We start from the raw sequence: 23,740 nt of genomic DNA, 5'->3' as shown, positions 1-23,740 counted from the left end.
TAACTTCACAGACAGCAAATACGTTTAAGCGTCGCCTGTTCTAAATAGTTATACGTATTCTATGATTCATCACCTTTAGCGATCTCTGCTCACTCTGACTAAACAGGTATGCAGAAAACGAAATAAGGAAAATATTATTAGCTACAGAAAAAATACCGTTTTCCATAATTCCATAGATACTATAAGCAAACAATATGCTGGCTAGTCTTAAATCACCTGTACCTTCGTAATATTTTATTACAAAAATGTACATACAGCTGAAAATAGCAAAAACAACTACGCCATATCTCAAAACTATTCCCACATAAGAATTATCCAAATAAAATCTATGAATTACACCAACAAATCTTCTATCCTTAACTATCGTGAGAACCTTTTGCCCCCACATGGTTATTCCATAATATCTGATTATTGATCTACACAACGTGAATCTGTGGGATAGCATATTATTCAGTCTTACAAGAAACGAATATTTATTTATGTTCATGTTAGAAAGAATAATACTTCCGGCATTTGCTATTATTGCGCCATAAACCAGACCATTAGAAAAAAATCTTTTTCCAATTCCATATTTTTCTATAAGAGTACATGTAAACATCAGGAATATAAGAAGTATTATACCTATATACGAAGTCTGAGAGTTGGGATATCTATATACGAACCATGCTCCCAGGATGGGCAAAATATAATACACAAGCTTCCTGCTGATATGTCTTTTGGTATACATGAAGCATCCCACAAATTGGAATATTCTCATACCAAGCTGATTAGGATGGGAAAAGCCAAATGAATGTCTAAGGAGCTCATGACGATACAGCGTCACATCAGGCAAAAAGCCCGCCAAACACAAGCCTATCACGAGCGGTATACATACAAGAGAAATCTTAAATGCCAAATTTATGACGAATTCCAAATCAGCGTTCTTGGCTGCCAGAACAAATAGCAAAAAAGACATCATCATTCTATTGTCTGAGTTAATAGTTCCCAGCATTATTGGGATTGAAATCACGGCTATAAATATAATCTGAGCCGAAGTATACTTATGTAAAAATACAATCTCAATCATCAGCAGCACCAGAATCAAGCCGCTCATAAACATATTCAAATCAGGATTTTGAATTTCAAGTCTATTAACCAACACACCATTAATAATCTCTTCTAAATCTGTCGACAAAAGAATTTCTGATGTGTACCAGATAAAAAAGATCACGTAAAAAAAAGATTCAGAAAAGCGTTTCAATTTCATAAAGAGCGCTCCGTTCTTTTCAGATCAAAGTCAAATAGTATTTTTACTAAGAAGAAACAATTACAACGCATCAAATTTGCAGCTATAAGATATTTATGATTTAGTCTCTTATTGGAACAAATTTCCTTGAATTGTAATAATCGTCCCTCCCTAATGCTTTCTAAAATAAGCCTTTTGCCTTCATTAAGCTTATTAGAAACGAGGTAATCTCTCATAGCCCACATTGATCGTTTGGCGCATTCTGCGTGAAAAGTATTATAAATCTCACTATCGCGGTTATATCCAAAATCATTCAAGAACTTCATTCTTTCATGTATAACCGTCTTCTGTATACTCGCTGAATATCCCATTTTATAAGTGCTTATATGATTAACTCTGTAGTTATAAAGCGGAACATCTATATAGGTTACTGCATCAGCCAGCTCAAAGGCATACATGTTAAATACATTGTCCTGCAATCTCTTTAAGTCTATTTTGAACTGTAATTTATTGCTAATCAGGAAACTGCGCCTGTACAATTTCCCCCAAGGAACGCCTATCGCTGTGTAATTAACCTTATTTGGTTGTCCTCTGTCAAAATCCGATATTTGAAGAAGAAAACACTCCTTTTCCTGTCTGTTTTTGGCAACAAAACTGCTTTCAAAGAAATGATTTATTTCCTGTTTCTCACCAACCACGTTGCAACAGCAGCTGATAATATCGCTGCCATCTGCTTTCAACACAAGAGTCTCTATGCAATCATCAGAAAGCCAATCGTCTGAATCAACGAACATAACAAAATCACCGGTGGCAATCTCTATCCCGTAATTTCTTGCTACAGACACACCCTGATTTTGCTGATAATAATAAACGACTTTTGTTTCACCTTCCATAAAGCTTTCACAAATGGATTTGGTATCATCAGTTGAACCATCATCAATTACTATTATCTCTAGATTTTTATATGTCTGGTCCAAAACACTCCGGATGCACTTCTCAATGTATTTCCCATTATTATATGTTGGTATTATTACCGAAACCTTATAATCTGCCATTTATCAGCTCTACATATCTCCCCAGGAATCTCTCTTCACTATACAGATTGGATTGTCTTAGCATACAATTGGTTTTTATTTGGTCGTACCCGTTTCCATCAAGTAAATCAGTCACCTTTGATGAAGAACTGATTTCATCAATGAAAAGTCCACTTTCACCATCCACGATCATCTCTTCATTTCCGCCCACTCTGGTCAATATCGGAACGGCCCCATAGGCCATTGCTTCAAGGGTAGCGAAATCGAATATGGATGTTCTATGAAACATTATATAAAAATGTGAGATGGACAAAATTTTGCATACATCATCATGCCTTAGCTTATCCTTTATCCAAAAGACTTTATCCGATAAATTATTGGAATCAATCTTTTTTGATAATTCACCGGAATAGGCCCCGTCACCTACTATAATCCATAAGAAGTCCTTGCCTCGTTTAGACAGATCCCCTAAGAAATCAGGAATTCTATCGACGCCTTTTTCATAATTTATATTAGATATTGAAGTAAATACCGTCCGTCCATCGATAGCGCCAAGCAATTCCTTTACTTCAGCCGATTCCGTCTCCTGTAGATTATTCTTATCAAAACCGTTGTACAAAATGGCTGCTTCATCCATATACCTGTCACTAAAATTCATACCTTCAACAGCTTTTTTTGCTCCCAATGAGGGAAAACAAATTCTGTCCATACACTCAAACAGTTTTCTCTGAAATGAATCCAAGTACGTTTTATAAATAAATGAATGGCTCTTTTTCATTCCGGCCCATTCGTTGTACAGGGTTCCCTGCTGATGATAAACCAAGTATTTATTTGGCAATTTATATAGCTTATTAAATGCATAAGCAGATTCAACATCGTGAAATATAAATGCATCTTCACTGTTAAATCCGTAGGTCGTATTGGCAAGCGACATCCATTTTTGTGCCCTGCCTAACTTCACCCTATGAAAAACAAGATTCAGCAATCCAATTTGGCTTAACCATTTTCTTAAGGAATTGCTGTTTTCTGCTCTTACATCACTAATATCAAGATCGCTCTCATGACTTATGGTTTTATTCTTGAAAATGCCTATAAGATTATCAAAGGATTTGTATTCATAATTAGCCTTCAGTAATCTATAACATACTCCTGCACTTCCACCGACATTACCTTGATAATTGCGGTATGAGAATATAAAAACCCTTCGGTTCATATCTACACCCTCTACTTGCAAAAAGTCTCAAAATCTGCTGCTTCAAAAACGCCCAGCTTGCCGCCCTTTGAAGCATCCCATATTTTGATGTCATGCGTTTTTGCATAATCTCTATACTGACAGAACTTCGTCCTTGAAACATCCAAATCGCACACATGGGGATTATGCTTCGAAGTATGGACCCCTTCTTTAATACCCTTGGCATGATTTTTACCGTAGCCATAGGAATAATCATGATCCACACCTATAAGTATTATTTCCTTGAACCCCATATACATGGCAAACTCTATACAAAGATGCGTTGTATTAGTTACAAAGCTTGCTTGTTTTTCCAATTCCTCGCAGACATGATCGGATATTGCCTTGCCTCTTACCGCAGAGAATACATATTCCGAGATATAGTAATAGACACCTTCCCTATCAACACGCCTTTTTTCAGGAACTTTACTAAATTCAAAAAAGAATGTTTTTATCGGAAGCTTCAAAAGATTCTCATACTCGCTTGCTATAAATTCTCTGTCATAGCAAAAATAAAAATCCGGTCTCCATTCGGTCTGATCAAACAAGTCATAAATCCTGTTCATGCCAAATGATAATTCTCCGCTTTCTTTTATGGCGTTCAAATTATCAACCGTAAGGCTGGGGCCATTCGCCACTATAAAACAACGCTTTCCCTTATACTTATCCTTCAGGGTAAGTATTTCCTTCCCATAATTGCATGAAAGATAATGACTCTTGGCCTTCTTATGCTTCATAATAAGCAGAGGATATGTCATCACTCTTATTATTCTGTTATTGATTATCAAGCTTGCTATTTTATACTTATTAGTACCCATTACTCCGGCCTCATCAGTCCACCAAAAACCTCTCAATTATCTCACGGACAGCACCATGACCGCCCCTCTTTGTCGATACATAATCCGCCACTTCTATAACTTTTTCTGACGCATCCAAAGGACATGCTGACATACCAGATATCCTAATTGCATCGATATCATTGACATCATCACCTATAAAAAGAATATTTTCTAACGAAATATCAAACTCTCTGCACACTTCAAGAAGCGCTTCTGACTTATCCTTTATGCCCTGCTTAATAAAATTAAGTCCCAGTTTCTTAGCCCGTCTGGCATTTAGTTCTCTGTCCTCACCTGTTATAATGCCTGCGACAAGCCCCTTTTCCATGGCCATCCTAAGCGCCATGCCGTCCTTTGTATTGAACTTCTTTAGTTCATCGCCGTTTTCTGAGTAATACATTCCGCCATCAGTAAGGCATCCGTCACAATCAACAACTATCATTTTTATTTTTGATTTATTGCCGGTTTTCTGTTCTTTTAATCGATTCTGCAAAAGCTTTTCCACGATTAAAAAATCCGTAACCTCATCTATTTCTATGGCAGTTTCTTCCGGCATAATATATGCTCTGACGCATCCTGAAAGCCTATTTTTGCTCTCTAACAATGCCTCTCTTGAAGTGATATAAAATGCTCCGTTTTCCATGAGATATCCATCAAAATCCTGCCTCCTGGGCCGATTTTTGAAGTCATAGTTAGAAGGAATAACAGCATCTACATCGTACTTCCATAAGAATCTTTTTTGCTGTACCAGTGAAATTACACTGTCTGTTCCGGGCTCGTTGAATACGCGCATTCCGCCATCAATATCTTCTCCACGTAATAAAGGCGACGTTGCCTGTACCAAAACAATATTCGTAAAATCAAAATCCTGTGCAAATTCAAGCATCACCGATTCTGTTGATGCTACATCACTTGCATTTTCTTTTGACCTTCCAATCACCTTAAGCTTAGAAAAAAGATCTCTTTCTGAATTGCAAAATTCTTCGACAGCTAACCTTATCTCGTCGCTGTCAGTTGCTACATACACTTCATCAATAAGCTCTGCCTCGCATGCAGCCTTTGATGTCCAATAAACCAATGGCCTTCCGCATAATTCTTTTATATTTTTCTTCGGGATGGATTTGCTCCCACCCCTTACAGGAATAAATGCTACTGTTTTCTCCACTATTTATTTCTCCCACGAACAAAACTTCTACTCTACCCTAAGTTTTTTCCTGACTTTGAGCTCTTCCTCATCAAGTTTCTTTTCTCCATCACCCATCATCCTCTGAATATCGATGCACCTGTGATAAAGCATATACATAGCATTGATCTCCAAGCTTGCCTTTTGGTCAGTTCCCCACATATCATGGGATAACGTAACATGTCGTTCTACTATATCTGCTCCAAGTGTTACAGCTGCCACAGTTGGCTCAAGATTTTGCTCATGACCGCTATAACCAACAACGCAGTTATATCTTTTTTTCAGCGTTTGAATGTATCTTAAATTAAGTCCGTCTATCGGAGCCGGATATACGGAGTTTGTATGCATAAGCGCATAATTACCATCACTATGATCTTCCAGTATCGACACCGCCTTATCGAGCTCGTCCTGGGTACACATTCCAGTTGACATAAGAATTGGCTTACCAGTTTTGCACGCTTCAATAAGTAGTTCATAATTTCCATTCGTCGCAGAAGCTATCTTTATAAACGGAACGTCGTACTGAAGCAAAAATTCAAGACTCGGCATATCCCATGGTGATGCAGTCCAAGCTATTGGTTTGTATTTGCAGTATTGATCGATATAATCATATTCTTCCTGACCAAACTCGATTTTCTTTTTATAATCAAGGTAAGTCATTTCGCCCCAGGGTGTACTTCTGATAACGTTCTTTTGATCATCAGGCACAGCAATGTCCGGGGTTCTTTTCTGGAATTTCACACAGTCCCATCCGATAGCATAAGATGCATCAATGAGCCTCTTGGCAACGTTAATATCGCCATTATGATTGATCCCTATCTCAGAGATAAAATAGAGCTTATTATCTTTTCCTACATATCTGTCACCAAGTTTTATCTGATTTCCCATAAATTCACCCTACGCCAGTTATTTGTATAAATATCAGGTACGCTTTTTTATTGAAAAAAGCGGCATTCACACCTTGGAGCATCCAGGCGCGCTGCCGCTAAACTAATCGTTATGTATGCCCCCAAAAATTAAACTCTTTTCATAAAGTTTATGCACCAAATTTCATTGGTACAAATCATAAGAAAATCCCCATAGAACTAGACATTCTATAGGGATATTATACGCTAAATATGGGCATTTGTCATGGAAATATGCGGTATATTGAACGATAGGAGCCTCGATATACATACTGATAATTTACAACTCAAACAACTCTAAATGATTCTCTATATAACTATATATTTTTTCTCTTATAGTTTTCTTTTGAATAATATCACCGGTTTCATGTTCATGCTTTTGAATGTTATAGATTTCAGTAAAATTCTCTTTCCGAATTATTACAACAGGATCCGAATAAAAAAGCGTTCCCTCCTTTTCCAGTACACAAAGCTCATATCCAAGCATTCTTTTTATTACTATGCACGCCATTTACTACTCCCATTCTGGCAATAATTCTATTTTCTTTTTCCCCCACATATCTAAAAGCTGAGCCCTGTTATCATTAAGCCATTCATCAATAACAGGACGCACATACTCAGAAAAGTCACCTTCGATAAGCCCCTTTTGGATGTCGATTGTTCCTGTAATATCATCATCAATATAATACACTGCAAGCGAAGGCTTTCCTTCAAAATTCGAATCCATAAAAATCTCAATATCGTTGAACTCTGCTATCTTTTCCAAAGAATCGGATTCTTTGCGAATTCCACTATGATGAGCATATTTAGATAGTGTCTTCTTTGCATAGTCAAGAAGATGCTCACGGTCAAGCCATTCCATGTCATTAAACATTTCCAATAGTTCTCGCTCCTTTGTTCCACTTGGAATAACCATAAAATCCACTTCCCTTCCTCTTTTGCTGTCTTCAGTAACTCCTGAAAGAAGGTATTCCGGAGTTACTTCCAGAGCAGCACATATGCACATTATTTTGTCTGATCCGGGATTAGTATTTTTCTTTTTCCAATTACTTATAGTATTGGTTGCAATACCCGTCCTTTTCGAAAACTCGCGCTGAGTCATATTCTTTTCTTCAAGTAAATGAAAAACCCTTTGACCTATTGTCATAAATACCTCCAAATAAATATCGTTAATTGCGAATATTATACTGACAAACTAATGTGCATGCAAGACTGGTCATCCCTCAACCTTAAGCTTCTTCCACGCTTTCGAAATAGTTCTGCTCTTATCCTTCTTGGGCTTTGTGAACTTCAATTTCCCTGCTGATATTTTGCCTGTGACGGTCTGGCGACATTCGGGGCACAGAATCACTACTCTGCCGGTTTTCGGCGTGTACTTGTAGTAGTACTTCTTCTTATCGTGCTTTTTTGTAAAAGGCGAAGTTTTAGCTGTTACCGTCTGTTTCTGTCCGTTACATACTTTGCAGTAACGGGTCTGAGTAATTTTTAATGTTTTGCCACTAATCTGTGCTGCCGTAATGGACCAGTTGCCATACTTATGCTTTCCGGTAGGTGCGATAGCTTCTGCTTTTGTAGCACCGCACATGCTGCAAGTACCTGTCTTAATTCCCTCAACTGCGCAGGTCGCTTTCCTAGTGGTCGTCCATTTGTAGCGGTGATCTATCGCACTCCCCTCTCGCTCTATTGTGGTAAAACCGCAAATTTTACATTCCTTTTCAATTAGCTTTGGTGACATGCAGGTCGCTGCTGTAGTTTTTCTTCTTACCATTTTATGCTCGAGCTTGTCTATGCTTTCGGTCTCTAAGATCTTTTCGCAGTTCTGGCATACTTTGACGCTTTTACCTTCTTTACTGCAGGTTGGTTTTATAAGATCCACCCATTCATAATCTTCGTGGTTGCAGCTTTCTGCACGTACCGTGGACGCTGGCATGACACCTGACCAGAGAAAAATCGCCCCTGAAATAAAACTAACTACAGCCATACGTTTAATCGCGCTGGCTGCCTTTTTGATATTCATTTAAAAATGTTCCTCCTGTTTTCTAATGTATTGTTTCAATTTCGAATAATCCCGGGATTATATCTGCTGCTTGTATAGCAACAGGTAGCGCCAAGAAATGACGCAATAAAAAAGATATCACCTCCGTATCTGCAAGGCAATACCTTTTAAGAAAACCTTAAGAACTCAAAGGGAAAATAAGAATATCTTAAGAATAAATTTGCGACTATCACCTCGAACGTCCTTTTTAATAGTATTTTAATCACGTATTTATATAAAGGACAGAATATTGAAATATAATTAAAATAGCTACAATCGGCTTAGGTTGAGATTCAATATCTTGTCTGCCCCAACAAAAGAGGTGTTTATATGATCAAAAAAGCTTCAAGAGATAATTCTCAAAAACAAATTTGTGTTAATCGCTGTAAAGTAAAAATATGTTTTTCGCCAATTATGGTACTAATACTAAGTCTTGTCATGGTTGTGCTGTCTCCAGCGCATGCAAAGGCAGCCTACACCCCTGATGATGTATACTTTACAACACATAGCACGCAACTCGAATATTCGCAGCCGCAGTATTATGAGATATTGAAAATATACCATGACAGTAGCTTTATCACATACGATTCCATTACTGTAGACAAAAACGCAAAGACGATAACAATTACTAATATCGTTTACGGCGACGGCGGTCTGGGAGATGTATATTTAATGAATCCTGAACGACTAGAGTATTGGACAGTAAAATTTGTAGGTACCAATGAAGTTTCTTTCCTGCATACTCACGGGCTGTGGAATATAGAGCTGGCACCGGGGGCCAAGCTGACTACCAGAAGGGAGGGATTAAAGGTTGAGCATGGTTATGAGGAGGAGGTACATGACGAAAACTTCTCATCGCCAAACACTCTGGTAGGATGGAACGGAAGAGCTATTCTTGTGAATGCCAAGGGGACATATAAAGACAATGATACAGAAAAAGAAATACCTTCAGAAACTCTTGTTACCTGGCAATCAACATCAGACTATCTTAAGAAAACCGAATATCCTTATGCAGTCCTCACTTCAACTACTTCAGGTGGAAATGATGCTCAATCCGGCTCAGACACTAATCCTTCAAATCCTACTGGCGATACAGATAATTCTACAAATCCCGCCGAAGGAACAGATGGCTCTTCTAAACCATCGAATAGCGGTGTAGAGAAACAATCCACCATAGTTAAAAAGGTTTCTTCGGTAAAAACAAAAGCAAAAGGAAATAAAAAGATATCCGTTTCCTGGTCACAACAGAAAAAGGCTAAAAAATTCGAAATACAGATTTCAAGTAATAAGGATTTCAAAAAGGATGTAATTGTAAAGAAATTCTCCAGCAAAAAGAAGGATGCAACCATCAAATGTAAGAAAAAAGGCACAGCGTATGTTCGCATCAGAGCTATAGATAAGTACGGTAAAGTCTCGCCATGGAGTAAGGTAAAAAAGATTGTAGTGAAGTAAGTTTTTTTTGCTACGTTTAGTTTTTTACGATTTCCGGTTTTACTTTGGTCTTGTTTTCTAAAACGGCACGTATATCCTGTTTTCTGATGGATCTGCGTGCCGTTTTTAGTTGAATTTATCGATATTTCGTATATTTTGTTAAATTTCGCTCATAAAGCTTCGCCACACAGACATAGCGCATTTGTGCAGATAGAAATCAAAATCCCCCCAAAAAGCATTACATCCTTCCTATAGCATCCATAAAAATCTCCTCATGATCAAAAGCCAAATCAGACAATGCCAGCACTATATCTCCACAGCTGAGAGTGTAATTGTCGCCATCCTTTGAAATTGTGAACCACTTCGCATCATCAGCGTCGTCGCCGGCGATGGGGCGAACCTCGTTCTCATCGACCTCTGCAAGATAGGCAGCAGATACAGTCCAGTCTCTTGGATCTCGGCCGGGCTTGCTGTAAAGGCCCACCAGAGTAAGTGCCTTGGCATCCATTCGGATTCCCGTCTCCTCCTCAAGCTCACGTGATGCAGTTTCTTCTATTGTCTCGCCCTGCTGCGTAAAGCCACCTGGCAGAGCCCATTTTCCGATATAGGGATGATTTCCTCTTCTGATAAGAAGGATCTTTCTTGCGCCTTCACTTTTGGTAATTATGCAGATATCCGCTGTAAGTGAAGGCTTCTTCCACTTATCCGGATTATAATCCTTTAAATACTCCTCTTCTGTAAGTCCGTTTTTATCTCTTAAAATCTCACTCATAACTTCATAATCCTTTCCCGGAGGCAGTCTCTTTCTTACCTCGCATTTTCCATTCTACCACTTGAAAACCAATCTCAAAATCTCCTGCCCGATATTTATTTGTTAAACAACTGCTAAACTGCGCTAAATAATCCGCTCAGAACGCAAAATCGCCGGGACCATAATTATATGTCCCGGCGGTCTGTCATTTTTTAATAAGCACCTTCTGAATCAAATACTACAGGTATTGTTTTAAGAATCAGCTTTATATCTGTCGCAATACTCATATCGCTTATATACTTAAGATCCAATTCAACCCATTCATCCCATTTAATATTTGCACGTCCGCCTACCTGCCAGTAACAGGTAAGACCCGGTTTAACGATGAGTCTTTGCTTTTCATAAGCATTGCACTCTTCCATCTGGTTTACCAGAATAGGTCTTGGTCCGACAATACTCATATCACCCTTGATGATGTTCAGGAGCTGCGGAAGCTCGTCAATTGAGTACTTTCTAATGAACTTACCAACATGTGTGATTCTGGGGTCATCCTTAATCTTAAATGCATGTCCTGTCTGTTCATTCTGGGCCTGCATGCGCTGGAACTGCGATTCAGCATTCTTGTACATGCTTCGGAACTTGTAAATCTTAAATGGCTTTAAGTCCTTGCCGGCTCTCTCCTGAGTGAAGAACACCGGTCCTCCGTCCTCTAAGAGAATTGCTATGGCTGTTATCAAAAATATGGGAGACAACACAATCAAGGCAAAACTACTGGCTACTACATCGAAAGCCCTCTTTATTCCCTTGTAAATGTTTGCCTTGTGATCATAAACTTCCTGATAGATCAAATTGATGATCTTCCTACCGGAGGCTTCAATGATATCCTGTTCCTGTCTAACTAAAGCGGTATCATTCATATTATTCCCCTCATATGCCGATGTTCCGGCACCTTTCTCTGTAAAGAAAAAGATTAAAAAAACTAACAAAACTTAAAACCAGCTGATTCCTCTTCCATGAGTGGTATCAGTTCACCCTGAACTTCTTAGTTCATCTTGATAAAAGCAAAGGTTCCGGCCTTATTAACGGTCACGATAACATGGCCTTCTCTTACTTCATCAACCTGTACTTCGTTCCATGTGCCATTTGCGCCAAGCTGATAAACCTTGTAGATGTCGCCGTTATGAGCGCCATATACCTTGAAGTCTACCTGTGCCTTGGAAAAACGAACACCGGGAGCATAGGTCTCAACCACGTTCTTTACAGATCCGCCGATCTGAGCAGCCAGGATCTTGGCTGATGAAACCTTGGCACTTGTGGTCTCTCTCATTACGAAAGTAGCCCTTGTCTTAACTCCGCAGATAACCAACTTGCCACCCTGTCCTACAGGAATAACATCGCAAAGTCCGGGAGCATTCATAACTGTGTTGATGAAAGGCGGCTCAGCAACTGTAGTAGAGCTGCTTGTTCCTGATGATGTATTCTTAATTGTAACCTTAGGTGTCTTAGCACTTGTGCCCTTAACGGTTATACGAATGTTGTAATTATTAGTTGTATTGTTCGTATTGTTTGTTGTGTAATAGTTGTACGTGTTATAAGAATTCGTCACCTGATAAGCAGTAGGCGAATTAGCCGCAAGCACCGGCATAGAAAATGTAAATGCTCCCACCAACACTAAAGCTAATATCTTTTTCATAACACTGACCCCTTTCTGCGCTTTCGCGCATAGTACTCATAAGATAACTATGGTTATATTTTATCAAAAATACGATTAGTTCACTACTTAAAAAACAATAAAATATGCATAAACAAGCTATTTATTCAATCAGTTTATTGATAATCCTGCTCCATATCACGGTTTATGGTACCTGCGGCATCGCCGATCATGCATCCTACCACAACCCACTGCTTTGACGGATCCTTTGGATCTACTGTTGTGAGCGTCACCAGGAAGTTCTCAGGGTCAACGCCCTGCTCCCAGCCTTCTCTAATATTTGTAGCTGTTGTCCAGTCCCTCTTCATCTCTGTCAGAAACTGTTCACAGCCCTCATATTCAGTAAAATCATATTTTTCCAAAAGGTTCGTGTTCTCTCTTTGATAGGCTGTCCAAATCTCGTATTCAAGAACATTTCCATCTATGAAAATTGCAAATTTATCATGCTCGTTAAAATACTTCTCATCGGAAAATTTCCAAAGCTCCGAGAACATATCTCCATCGCCTGTGGTCTTCCCATGAATGACCGTATTAAAATCCGTCATATCCATCAGATTCGCGGCGCCAATATATATACCGCCCTTGTCGCTTTCGGAAAAGCCCGTGCAATCATGGTTCTCATAATAGCCATCATCACCATCCACGCTTTGAGCAATAGGATAATCGATATTAGTACCCGGAATATAAATCCATCCAAATATATCCGGATTCTGAGCAATCACACTTTGCACTTCAACGCTTCCATCCGTCGCCGTCTCACCCATGGTGCCGGCAGCTCCCGAATCTGAAGTTCCTGTTTGACTTTTACATGACGTAAGAATAACCGCCATGCTCATACCTATTAGAAATAGTCCCCCGCAGGAAAGCATTCTACACGCTTTCCGTAAATGATATCGGCTCATTTTCTTAAAACCTTAACCTTTTTCACTTAACTTTTTCATAAAAAATGTCTAAAAACTGCTCATACATGGCATCCTGATCCGGGTAGAACTCCTCAAACTGTTCTCCCATCACAGTCTCGCCTTTAAGCAGATAAAAATTATCCATGCTAAAGCTGAATTTTGAAACAGTAGTCACCAGATATGAAAGCTCATCCACAGTCACATCTGTTACCATCTGCTTACTAATCGCATTGTAAATATCGATGGCGATGGTGGGATTACTCTCCGTCGCTTCGATGACCTTGTTTATAAAAGCAACAAGATACTTCTTTTGTCTTGATAATCTCTTGTCGGCAGATCCAAATTCCTTGGTGTCTCTGCCCTGTAAAAATGCAAATGCCTGCTCCCCCTCAAGATGAACAGTCTCGCCTGCCTTAAACTCAAAATCCCTGGTAGTAAAATCATATTCAGGGATTACATCAACGCCGCCCACCGCATCATTTATTGTGGTGATAGCGCTCATATTTATGGCTGCATAGCCATGAATCGGCAGCTCATAGAACAGATTACTTACCGCTCTTTTTTCAAGCTCACAGGACTCCTCAAGACCGTTTCCAAAACCATGCTGCACAGCTATCTGCGCAGGATATGTGGTCACATAATTGCCATAGGCATCATAAATATCCACATCCGTCATGGTGTTTCTGTTAATTCCGATGACTTTCGTAGTCTTGTCGTGAGGATTAAAAACCAAAAGGAACAGAGCATCCGCCTGTCCGCCATTTATCTCGCCGTAGACCTCCTTAACCTCATCATCCATCTTGTCTATTCCCATGATGAGGAAGGTCATTATATCTTCGTTGTAGTCGTATATGGTGCCGTTATGCTTAATCCAGTCATCTTCCCACTTAAGCTCTTCCTCTTCTTCCTTGGTAGGAGCCTCCGTACTTGTGGCCATAGGAGTATTAACCACCTTCTTTGCAAAAAGATTACTTTTGCCAAAGAACTTGGTCAGCTCAAATATGCCAAGTCCGATGAGAACCACCGTAACCACTATGGCCCATATAAGTAAAAACTTATTTATGCGACCCTTCATAGTTAATTCCCCGTAGTCTGCTCCTGTTCACCATCAGTAGAAGCTGCTTCTCCGGAATTCTCTGTCTGACCCTCTGTACCTGCCTCTTCAAGGGAATTCCCGTAGCCTTCCACAGTACCAATTGAAAACATCGACTCATTTTCAGGATAAAGAACCTCTTCCTCCGGAACTATACCCTTAAGATCATTTATGTCCGCAGGAAAAACTCTTGACTGCTTTGTAACATTACCGGACAGATCGCTCACTGCATAGTAAACAACCGCCGTCTCCTGCTCCTCGTCAAGAATGGTTTTCTCAACTACTATGCGACTCGTAAGATCTCCATCCACATCATCTCTGGCCATAACCCCGTTCAAAAGGTCTGCCTCTTTTGTGGATGAATTATAAGTAAGCTCCATAGCCACGAATCGCATCTCCGGCGGAGTCCTGTCCGACATGTTGTAAAACCACATAATAAGCACGGCAAGACCCACGCTTCCTATTGTCAAAAAGAATGCAACTATATTGCTCTTCAACTTTCTTTAGTCCTTTCTGATCACGCCATCGACATAATCCAGTTCATCAAGATCCGCATGCACAGATCCTCTTCTTGGACCTGATCTGTCCAGTCCGCTGGCAGCTGTCTTCCTCTTTGGACTGCCTCCTGTCATAGAATTATCCATACTATCCTTGCCATAGTATCTTCCGTAGTATTTTCCGTAATACTTGCCGTAGTATTTTCCATAATGGCCGTAAACACCGCCGCTCATATCCACCTTGTTCAGCACAGCGCCGATAACCTTGGCACCGGCCTTATCAAGCTGCCCCTTTACCTTCTGGGCAAAGCGATAACTGATGGCATTGTCCTCAACCACCATAATCGTTCCATCACACTGTTTGGCAATAACCGCAGCATCAATTACGCTTCCAAGAGGCGGCGTATCGACAATGATATAGTCAAAAACAGTCTTCATGTTATCGAGAATCTTGCTGAAGATCTCACCGCCCAAAAGCTCACTGGGGTTAGGCGGAATAGGTCCTGAAAAAATAACATACAGGTTTGGCGTATCTGTCTCGCAGATAACATTAGAGAGCTTTTCTCGTCCCACAAGACAATGCGTAAGACCAAGTCTTACAGAGCCTGTCTTATATCTACCGACCATGACAGACTTTCTCATGTCAGCATCTACAAGCACTGTCTTTTTGCCCGCTTCCGCAAAAGCTCTCGCAAGAGCCATGGATACACTGGATTTACCCTCACCTGGAGTACAGCTCGTTACAGAAATAGCTCTCACATCCTGTCCACTGAACTCTACGTTACTTCGCAGTGTCTTATATGCTTCTTTTATCTGATAATTATTTTCAGCCTCGCTGAAATGCAAAGTGGTCTGCTGCATACATTGCTCCTTTAAAAATCGGAAGTTCTATCAGCTCTTCTTTTTCCTCTTCTTGCTGTTCTGATCCTCGGTTATGGCAGGTATCATGGCAAGTGTGGATAGTCCTAAATATGCCTCGATATCATCACTTGATTTGATTGTATCGTCCATAAGATAGCCAAGGATTATAATTGCAGATACCACCAGCACAGCTGCCAGGCCGCCTATCATGCCCCATCTCTTGGCACTTGGGCTGTACTTCTCTGTAGGCATATTTGCAAGCTCTGCTATGTTAATGGCATCAATATCCATAACGTTCTGAATATGTTTGGATGCAACCTCTCGTACGCAGTTGGCTTCCTTCATGGCCATCATGGGGTCCGAATCCCTGACAGTGATGGCAACGATACGTGTATCATCAGGAGTTCCAATGGATACATAATCACTGAACTCGTCATAGTCCATATCAAGATGCAGAGTCTGAATAACCTCCTCAAGAACGTAGCGGCTCTTAATAAGCTGCGCGTAATCCTGAGTCAGCTGTGTAGAAATCTGCACGTCGGAATAGGTAACCGTAGCACCCTCTTCTTTATTCAAAATATAAATCTTAGTGGTGGATGAATATAAAGGAGTAAGCACAAACTTACTGATAAAAAGACACAAAAGTGCAAAGAATACGCCGGAGCTGATGATCAGCCAGGCCTTCCCCAATAAGACTGCGAATAATTCGCCAAGATTAATTTCGATTACGTCGTCTTTTCCCATACACCCCTCAACAGAAAAATTATCTAAATGATCTCATTTCTGAGAACCTTCATCGCGTTATCATGAAAAATCTCTAGCGCATATTTCTCGCCAAGCTTCCCCTCCACATAATCTCTGCAATCAAGAAGATGTGGTGCTCTGGATCCGCTGTCGTGTGCATCTGTGGCAACAAAATGCACCATATGCTTTTTTAATAATTCTCTGGTGAAATGTCTTATACCCAGCCCATATTTCCCCATTACGCTGTTGGCATTCACCTGTATATAAACTCCTATATCAAGAAGTTCATCAACGTATGCTATATGCTTGGCGATATCTGCATATCGCTCCACATGCGCAAGTATCGGAATAAACCCCGCAGACCTTACGCTGTACAATGCATTGCGGATAGTCTTGTACATATCCGTGGGATGAAACTCTATGAGAGCATAATCAGAGCCCGCCAAAGTGGAAGCCCTTCCTCTTTCAAGATCCCTTATTGCATTGTCATTAAAATAAATCTCGTTGCCCGGAAAAAGCTGTACCTTTATGCCACGGTCATGAGCTGCCTGCATCAGTTCCTCAGTATAATCCAAAAGATGCTCCGGACTTACATTGTGATGCATAGGCTTGTAATGCGGCGTAAGTATCATGCCCTTGGTGCCTTCAGACAGTGCGGTCTTAAGCATACTTAGGCTTGTCTCCATATCAGGAGATCCATCATCAACGCCCGGCATTATATGGCAATGTATATCAATCGATGGTACCACGAAAAGAGCTCCCCAAACACAACAGATTGTACTTTCTCATAATTTAGTATACATCATGTGGTTAACGCACGCAATCCCCGAAAGGAGTGGAAATCCCATGATTTCCGACTCTTTCGGGGATTGTTATCTTTAGCTTATATGAAATTACATATCAGACATCAGTCTATTGCTGCAAAGCTTGTAGCCTTAGCACCGCGCTTCTTGAACCATGTAGCATACTTCTTAGCTACACTCTTGCTGGGAGCGTATACCTTAACGTTCTTTACGTTCTTGAAAGCATTAGACTTAACGCCGCTCTTTGTGAGCTTCTTTGATTTAATTTCAAAACTTTCAAGCTTCTTGCAGTTGTAGAATGCTCTCTCTTTGATTGTCTTGAGATTAGGATCCTGAATTACCACTTTCTTAAGATTTGTGCATCCACTGAAAGCAGACGGAGCAATATCTGTGAATCCTAAACCAGCGTTGATCTGTACAGTTTTAATCTTCTTATTGTTCTTGAAAGCACCGTTGCAAATGCCAACTGTGTGGTATACATAGCCATCTTCATCCTTCGGATAAGCCTGGATAATGATTGCAGTTGCACCCTTCTTAGCGCCTACAACCTTACACTCACCAATCTTGCTTTCTGCCTCTTCAGAGCTTTTAGCTGATGACTTCTTTGTTACAATGTATTTTACAACCTGAGCTGCTTCACCGTTGCCGATACCTGTGTTGTAGAATTCAGCGTCCTTGTTGAGCTGAGCCTTAGCCTGCAGCTTTACGCCAAAGCACATAACCAGTGCGATAGCAAAAGTCATAAGCATTAATCCTAATTGTTTCTTCCCCTTCATAGATAATAATCTCCTTTCAGATTTTGAATTGTGTTGTTGGAAAATCTAATCCTCTAGATTATAACATAAAAATTGTTTCGCAAACGATTAATTGTATGAAAATTCATTAGGATGGCAATAATTGTTACTCAATAGCAATAATTCACTTAAATCATTTGAAACTATTCTGCCGGGGATCGTACTTATAACCTATGTTTTCAAGCTTCGATACTATTTCCTGAAGATCACTCTCGCTGATATCAAGTCCGTCAGCAAGAGCGCCAAGATTACTATAATTATCTCGAAGCTGGGTATTTATATAGCTAAGTAGCATAACAGGGTCCTTAGGTATCATTACCGACCATTTGCCTTAACCGGACGAGCAGCAAGGCTTCCTCCTTCCACATAGATTTCTATAGTATCATGAGGCTCTACTCTGTCCTCAAGAATAAGCTTCGCAGATAAGGTCTCAACATACTTCTGAACAAATCTCTTAACAGGTCTTGCACCATAATTGGCATCATAAGCATTCTCTGCAACAAATTCTTCAGCCTCGGGAGTAAGAGCGATACTTATTTCTCTGTCCTCAAGTCTTCTGTTAAGATCAGCCACAATGAGCTTAACGATTCCTCCAATATTCTCTCTTGTAAGAGGCTTAAAGAGAATCATCTCATCAAGGCGGTTTAAGAACTCAGGTCTGAAGTGATCATGGAGGTCATCAAAAACTTCCTCCTCAGCCTCGGCGCTTATAGTGCCATCCTCATTTATTCCATCAAGAAGGTACTGGGCACCGATATTAGATGTCATGATAAGGATGGTGTTCTTGAAATCAACGGTTCTTCCCTGGGAATCAGTAACACGTCCATCATCAAGTATCTGAAGAAGCACATTGAAAACATCAGGATGTGCCTTCTCAACCTCATCAAAGAGGACTACAGCATAGGGCTTTCTACGAACAGCCTCTGTAAGCTGACCGCCTTCCTCGTATCCTACATATCCGGGCGGTGCTCCGATCAGTCTGGATACGCTGTATTTCTCCATGTACTCACTCATATCGATTCTGACGATATTATTCTCATCATCAAAAAGTGCTGCTGCGAGACTCTTTGCAAGCTCTGTCTTACCTACACCTGTAGGTCCAAGGAACATAAAGGAACCAATGGGCTTACCGGGATCCTTGATACCGGCCTTGGATCTCATGATAGCTTCTGCAACCTTGGTAACAGCTTCATCCTGTCCGATGACTCTCTTATGCAGCTCATCCTCAAGGTGAAGAGTTTTATTTCTCTCACTCTCTGTAAGCTTTGCTACAGGGATGCCGGTCCATCTTGATATGATGCTGGCTATCTCCTCATCGGATACATTCTCATGAACAAGAGACAGCTCCTTAGATGAAGCTTTCTGCTCCTCCATCTCCAGTTCCTTTTTCAAAGCAGGAATCGTTCCATACTGAAGCTCACTTGCCTTATCAAAATCATTATTTCTATTTGCAATCTGCAGCTCATTGTTTGCACTTTCGATTTTCTCACGAATGATGGCAAGCTTGTCTACAGTCTCTTTTTCATTCATCCAGCGAGCCTTCTGATTGTCAAAATCATTCTTAAGCTCTGCCAGCTCTTTTTGCAGATTAGCTAGTCTCTCCTTGCTAAGAGAATCATCCTCCTTCTGAAGCGCCTTCTCCTCTATCTGCATCTGCATGATCTTTCTGTTAAGTTCATCCAGTTCTGTAGGCATGGAGTCCATCTCTGTTTTCACAAGAGCGCAGGCTTCATCCACAAGATCAATTGCCTTATCGGGAAGGAATCTGTCTGAAATATATCTGTTACTCAGGGTAGCAGCGCTTACAAGGGCAGAATCCATAATCTTTACGCCATGGTAAACCTCGTATCTCTCCTTAAGTCCTCGGAGGATACTTATAGTATCTTCAACCGTAGGCTCAGACACCATTACAGGCTGGAAACGTCTCTCAAGAGCTGCATCCTTCTCAATATACTGTCTGTACTCATTTAGGGTTGTGGCACCTATGCAGTGAAGCTCACCTCTTGCAAGCATAGGCTTAAGCATATTGCCTGCATCGAGAGCGCCGTCAGTTTTGCCCGCTCCCACAATGGTATGAAGCTCATCTATGAAAAGAATGATCTCACCATCTGACTCTTTTACATCCTGTAATACAGCCTTAAGACGTTCCTCGAATTCACCTCTGTACTTTGCACCTGCAACAAGGGCACCCATATCAAGAGAAAAAATCTTTTTATCCGCAAGAGCCTGTGGAACATCTCCTGCAGCGATTCTCTGTGCAAGAGCCTCCACAACTGCTGTTTTACCAACACCCGGCTCACCAATAAGTACAGGGTTGTTCTTTGTCTTTCTGGAAAGGATTCTAACAACATTCCTAATCTCAGAATCTCGTCCTATTACGGGTTCTAGCTTCTGAGCCTTTGCCTTTGCAACAAGCTCCGTACCGTATTTTTCAAGAGTGTCATAGGTTGCTTCCGGGTTATCGGAAACCACCTTCTGATTACCTCTAACCTCAGAAAGAGCCTGAAGGAATCTTCCTCTGTCGATGCCAAAGGACTGAAGTATGGACTTAATCTCTCTGTTGGGATATTTGATCATGGCAAGAAGAATATGCTCAACAGAAACATACTCATCCCCCATAGCCTTCATCTCATCTTCACTCTTAATAAGAACCTTATTAAGATCAGCCCCCACATAGGTTCTTCCGCCCTGAACCTTGGTGCGCTTTTTAAGAGCATCATCCACACGATTTAAGAAAACATCATTATCAACTCCCATCTTCTCAAGAAGCTTAGGGATAATGCTGTCCTCAATCGTCATCAAACTGTAAAGCAGATGCTCCTGCTCTATCTCCTGATTGCCATAATCAAGAGCTACCTTCTCCATATTCTGGATTGCTTCCACTGATTTCTGTGTAAATCTATCTATCTTCATAACGATCACCTCTGATAAAAAGCGCACATTCTGCGCTTTGTTTTATCTGTTCTATATCATGTATAACATACATATTTCGTAATGTCAACTATTCAAAAAACAACACCAAAATAAAAACGCGATGCGCCAGAAACCGCCGCAGTACCTTGCTGCAGCAGATTTCAATCAGCATCGCGAAGCTCATCATTTCAGCTTTCTTTTTTCTCTGCGGAGTCAACAACTTTGCTCTCTACATCCACAATCTCTTTGCGATTTACCTTGTCCACCTTATGAACTCTTGATACGATCCACAGATTGGAAACTCCGTTGTAGAGGAAAGATGCACCGATGATCTGTACAATATAAGCCATTGATTTTAAAGGATTAAACAGAAGGAATGCCCCTGCACCCACTGTAAGAATGGCGAGAATAAGCGCAAACCACCAGTTACCATAGTGATTTCGCGCAAGACTAAGGGACTCACCAAGATTCATAAGTCCGCTGAACAGCATGATAACTCCTGCGATTACAGGAATGATAGCCTCGAAAAAGTGAGGATTGATGAAAATCCAGATTCCAACAACGGCAATTACTATGCCAAAACCAATAGAACTGTTCTTTGTTAAAACATTCTGATTTTTTGACACGAGGCTTCCGATTATCGAGAGCACTCCCGCTGCTAAAACAACTCCGCCAATAACCTTAGTCAGGAGCGTAAGACTTGCTCCCGGAAGAAAAATAAGAACTACTCCAAGCACTATAAGTGCAATTGCATCAACAAGAAAATTGGTTTTAAGCTTTACAAAAAATTCCATACCCTGCCCCCTAAATATGATTTTTATTTTTTATAAATCTTCCGCCTCCTCAGTGTCTTCGTCTTCACTGAGGATGCTTTCCATAACCTCATATATTTCTTCTCTTCCTGCTTTACTCTGTGCAGAGAAAGGAAGAACAAGACCATCCTCAGGCATACCAAGGACATTCTTTATGGCATTTATATGAGTTTCTATCTGACTCTTTTTTAGCTTGTCGGATTTAGTTGCAATAATGATAGGTGTAAGACCTGAATCCACAATCCAGTCATACATCATCTTATCATTGGCAGAAGGATCATGTCTTATATCTATAAGCAGAAAAATCTGCTTAAGCATGCGGGACTTATGAAGATAATTCTCTATCATTTTGCCCCACTGTTTCTTTACAGATTCCGGTACCTTGGCAAAGCCGTATCCCGGAAGATCCACAAGATAAAACTCATCGTTTATGTTGTAATAGTTTATGGTCTGAGTCTTTCCGGGCTCCTGGCTGACTCTGGCATAATGCTTACGATTCATCAAGCCATTGATAAGTGATGACTTACCCACATTACTTTTGCCTGCAAATGCGAACTCCGGCTTATCATTCTGGGGAAGCTTACTTGTGATTCCTATTACTGTTTCAAGATTTACTTTCTTAATTACCATATATACCTCAGTAAATAATGACTTAAGGCAGGGATGCTATGCACCTCTGCCTATAGTTTTTCCTCTTAATTTATTTTGCAGGTTTAAGTCTCTTAACCTCATCCTTGTAAACGATAAGGGGCTGAGCTGTACCCGATACAGACTCCTCTGTAACGACACATTCCGAGATATTGTCATCGGAAGGAATCTCATACATAACATCCATCATAGCCTTCTCCATGATGGAACGAAGTCCTCTTGCACCTGTCTTTCTCTCATGTGCAAGCTCTGCAATCTTCTCAACTGCATCGCCTTCAAATGTAAGTCTTACATTATCAAAATCAAACAGCTTCTGATACTGCTTAACCAGCGCATTCTTGGGCTCAGTGAGGATTCTTACAAGTGCTTCCTTGTTAAGTCCTTCAAGAGTTACACAGATCGGAACACGACCTACGAACTCAGGGATAAGACCAAACTTGGTAAGATCCTGAGGAGTTACCTCTTTAAGCACCTCGCCGATCTCACGCTCACTCTTGTCAGCGATCTCAGCGTTAAATCCGATTGAGTTGCGGTCAAGTCTTGCTTCAACAATCTTATCAAGGCCGTCAAAAGCTCCGCCGCAAATGAAAAGAATATTGGATGTATCAATCTGAATAAGCTCCTGATGAGGATGCTTACGTCCACCCTGAGGCGGAACACTTGCAGTTGTGCCCTCGATGATCTTAAGCAGTGCCTGCTGTACACCTTCACCTGATACATCTCTTGTGATTGATACGTTCTCGCTCTTCTTGGTGATTTTGTCTATCTCATCGATATAAACGATACCGTACTGAGCTCTCTCTACATCATAATCAGCTGCCTGAATGAGCTTAAGAAGGATATTCTCAACGTCCTCACCCACATAACCTGCCTCTGTAAGAGTGGTTGCATCAGCTATTGCAAAAGGAACATTAATTATCTTGGCAAGGGTCTGCGCCAGATATGTCTTACCTGAACCTGTAGGACCAACCATGATGATGTTACTCTTCTGAAGCTCAACCTCATCATCTACATTGTGTGCCTTAGGTGCAAGTACTCTCTTGTAGTGGTTGTAAACTGAAACAGATAAAACCTTCTTAGCTTCATCCTGTCCGATTACATATTCATCCAAAAAGTTCTTGATCTCTACGGGTTTGAGAAGGTTGATATCACTATCATCATGAGCTATAGGCTCATCCTCAAACTCCTCCTCTATGATGTCTGCGCAGATGTCTACACACTCATCACAGATATAAACTCCTGCAGGTCCTGCAATAAGCTTCTTCACCTGATTCTGTGTCTTATTGCAAAAAGAGCAGCGAATTTCTCCATTGTTCTTTGATGCCATA

At 40.6% G+C, this 23,740-nt stretch carries 24 protein-coding genes; 1 reads left to right on the top strand and 23 read right to left on the bottom strand.

From position 1 onward, the window contains the following. Nucleotides 1-40: 40 nt before the first annotated feature. From G610_RS0111520 to G610_RS0111480, 8 genes are all read right to left on the bottom strand, one after another. Nucleotides 41-1,246, bottom strand: a complete 1,206-nt coding sequence (locus G610_RS0111520) for a hypothetical protein (RefSeq protein WP_026524919.1) — start codon at nucleotides 1,244-1,246, stop codon at nucleotides 41-43. After that, nucleotides 1,243-2,280, bottom strand: coding sequence for a glycosyltransferase family 2 protein (locus tag G610_RS0111515; protein WP_026524918.1), 1,038 nt, complete (start codon nucleotides 2,278-2,280; stop codon nucleotides 1,243-1,245). The genes G610_RS0111520 and G610_RS0111515 overlap by 4 nt, the downstream gene beginning before the upstream one ends. Beyond that, nucleotides 2,267-3,472: a glycosyltransferase family 4 protein gene (locus tag G610_RS0111510; RefSeq protein ID WP_026524917.1), complete on the bottom strand. Its 1,206-nt coding sequence runs from the start codon at nucleotides 3,470-3,472 to the stop codon at nucleotides 2,267-2,269. The genes G610_RS0111515 and G610_RS0111510 overlap by 14 nt, the downstream gene beginning before the upstream one ends. Nucleotides 3,473-3,483: 11 nt before the next feature. Continuing rightward, complete coding sequence (locus tag G610_RS0111505) at nucleotides 3,484-4,308, bottom strand: 6-hydroxymethylpterin diphosphokinase MptE-like protein (protein WP_026524916.1); 825 nt, start codon at nucleotides 4,306-4,308, stop codon at nucleotides 3,484-3,486. A gap of 13 nt (nucleotides 4,309-4,321) precedes the next feature. Then, nucleotides 4,322-5,494, bottom strand: coding sequence for an N-acylneuraminate cytidylyltransferase (locus G610_RS0111500; RefSeq protein ID WP_026524915.1), 1,173 nt, complete (start codon nucleotides 5,492-5,494; stop codon nucleotides 4,322-4,324). Nucleotides 5,495-5,521: 27 nt separating this feature from the next. Then, entirely contained in the window at nucleotides 5,522-6,400 is an 879-nt protein-coding gene (locus G610_RS0111495) for an N-acetylneuraminate synthase family protein (RefSeq protein WP_026524914.1), read from the bottom strand. Between the two features lie 531 nt (nucleotides 6,401-6,931). Further along, nucleotides 6,932-7,564 carry a helix-turn-helix domain-containing protein gene (locus G610_RS22230; protein ID WP_051197949.1) on the bottom strand — a complete coding sequence of 211 codons (633 nt, stop codon included), beginning with the start codon at nucleotides 7,562-7,564 and terminating at the stop codon, nucleotides 6,932-6,934. Between the two features lie 69 nt (nucleotides 7,565-7,633). Continuing rightward, on the bottom strand, nucleotides 7,634-8,434 hold the full coding sequence (locus G610_RS0111480; RefSeq protein ID WP_026524912.1) for a hypothetical protein: 801 nt from the start codon (nucleotides 8,432-8,434) through the stop codon (nucleotides 7,634-7,636). Between the two features lie 348 nt (nucleotides 8,435-8,782). On the opposite strand from G610_RS0111480, the gene G610_RS0111475 reads away from it, so the two are divergent. After that, entirely contained in the window at nucleotides 8,783-9,904 is a 1,122-nt protein-coding gene (locus G610_RS0111475; RefSeq protein ID WP_026524911.1) for a hypothetical protein, read from the top strand. Nucleotides 9,905-10,121: 217 nt separating this feature from the next. On the opposite strand, the gene G610_RS20650 is transcribed toward G610_RS0111475, so the two are convergent. The 15 genes from G610_RS20650 to clpX all read right to left on the bottom strand — a co-directional run bounded on the left by G610_RS20650 (nucleotide 10,122) and on the right by clpX (nucleotide 23,739). Then, nucleotides 10,122-10,655: an NUDIX domain-containing protein gene (locus G610_RS20650; RefSeq protein WP_035797422.1), complete on the bottom strand. Its 534-nt coding sequence runs from the start codon at nucleotides 10,653-10,655 to the stop codon at nucleotides 10,122-10,124. A gap of 191 nt (nucleotides 10,656-10,846) precedes the next feature. Further along, nucleotides 10,847-11,551 carry a sugar transferase gene (locus tag G610_RS0111465; RefSeq protein WP_026524910.1) on the bottom strand — a complete coding sequence of 235 codons (705 nt, stop codon included), beginning with the start codon at nucleotides 11,549-11,551 and terminating at the stop codon, nucleotides 10,847-10,849. A gap of 125 nt (nucleotides 11,552-11,676) precedes the next feature. Further along, nucleotides 11,677-12,327 (bottom strand): hypothetical protein, encoded by a 651-nt coding sequence (locus G610_RS0111460; RefSeq protein ID WP_026524909.1) that lies wholly within the window; start codon nucleotides 12,325-12,327, stop codon nucleotides 11,677-11,679. A 134-nt stretch (nucleotides 12,328-12,461) separates the two neighbouring features. Then, nucleotides 12,462-13,175, bottom strand: a complete 714-nt coding sequence (locus G610_RS22225) for a class B sortase (protein ID WP_196809840.1) — start codon at nucleotides 13,173-13,175, stop codon at nucleotides 12,462-12,464. Nucleotides 13,176-13,269: 94 nt separating this feature from the next. Next, nucleotides 13,270-14,322 carry an LCP family protein gene (locus tag G610_RS0111450; RefSeq protein ID WP_026524908.1) on the bottom strand — a complete coding sequence of 351 codons (1,053 nt, stop codon included), beginning with the start codon at nucleotides 14,320-14,322 and terminating at the stop codon, nucleotides 13,270-13,272. 2 nt (nucleotides 14,323-14,324) lie between these two features. Continuing rightward, nucleotides 14,325-14,837 (bottom strand): hypothetical protein, encoded by a 513-nt coding sequence (locus G610_RS0111445; protein WP_155831014.1) that lies wholly within the window; start codon nucleotides 14,835-14,837, stop codon nucleotides 14,325-14,327. Nucleotides 14,838-14,843: 6 nt separating this feature from the next. Beyond that, a complete protein-coding gene (locus G610_RS20640) occupies nucleotides 14,844-15,698 on the bottom strand; it encodes a polysaccharide biosynthesis tyrosine autokinase (RefSeq protein WP_081667386.1) in 855 nt (284 codons plus the stop codon). Between the two features lie 30 nt (nucleotides 15,699-15,728). Then, nucleotides 15,729-16,442, bottom strand: coding sequence for a YveK family protein (locus tag G610_RS0111435; RefSeq protein ID WP_026524906.1), 714 nt, complete (start codon nucleotides 16,440-16,442; stop codon nucleotides 15,729-15,731). A 23-nt stretch (nucleotides 16,443-16,465) separates the two neighbouring features. Beyond that, nucleotides 16,466-17,191 carry a CpsB/CapC family capsule biosynthesis tyrosine phosphatase gene (locus tag G610_RS0111430; protein WP_026524905.1) on the bottom strand — a complete coding sequence of 242 codons (726 nt, stop codon included), beginning with the start codon at nucleotides 17,189-17,191 and terminating at the stop codon, nucleotides 16,466-16,468. 158 nt (nucleotides 17,192-17,349) lie between these two features. After that, the gene (locus G610_RS0111425) at nucleotides 17,350-18,021 is read right to left on the bottom strand and encodes a leucine-rich repeat domain-containing protein (RefSeq protein WP_026524904.1); all 672 of its coding nucleotides are present in this window, start codon (nucleotides 18,019-18,021) and stop codon (nucleotides 17,350-17,352) included. A gap of 151 nt (nucleotides 18,022-18,172) precedes the next feature. After that, entirely contained in the window at nucleotides 18,173-18,355 is a 183-nt protein-coding gene (locus G610_RS0111420) for a DUF4250 domain-containing protein (protein ID WP_026524903.1), read from the bottom strand. Next, nucleotides 18,355-20,952 carry an ATP-dependent chaperone ClpB gene (clpB, locus tag G610_RS0111415; RefSeq protein ID WP_026524902.1) on the bottom strand — a complete coding sequence of 866 codons (2,598 nt, stop codon included), beginning with the start codon at nucleotides 20,950-20,952 and terminating at the stop codon, nucleotides 18,355-18,357. Before clpB ends, G610_RS0111420 begins: the two co-directional genes overlap by 1 nt. A 188-nt stretch (nucleotides 20,953-21,140) precedes the next feature. Further along, the gene (locus G610_RS0111410; protein WP_026524901.1) at nucleotides 21,141-21,746 is read right to left on the bottom strand and encodes an HdeD family acid-resistance protein; all 606 of its coding nucleotides are present in this window, start codon (nucleotides 21,744-21,746) and stop codon (nucleotides 21,141-21,143) included. Between the two features lie 30 nt (nucleotides 21,747-21,776). Then, nucleotides 21,777-22,394, bottom strand: coding sequence for a ribosome biogenesis GTP-binding protein YihA/YsxC (gene yihA / locus G610_RS0111405; protein WP_026524900.1), 618 nt, complete (start codon nucleotides 22,392-22,394; stop codon nucleotides 21,777-21,779). A gap of 70 nt (nucleotides 22,395-22,464) precedes the next feature. After that, on the bottom strand, nucleotides 22,465-23,739 hold the full coding sequence (gene clpX, locus G610_RS0111400) for an ATP-dependent Clp protease ATP-binding subunit ClpX (protein WP_026524899.1): 1,275 nt from the start codon (nucleotides 23,737-23,739) through the stop codon (nucleotides 22,465-22,467). Nucleotide 23,740: the final 1 nt, after the last annotated feature.

It is taken from the genome of Butyrivibrio sp. MB2005 (assembly GCF_000424285.1).
Taxonomy (GTDB): Bacteria; Bacillota; Clostridia; order Lachnospirales; family Lachnospiraceae; genus Butyrivibrio.
Note: the sequence above shows the minus strand (reverse complement) of the source record. Positions and strands in the feature narration are given on the sequence as shown.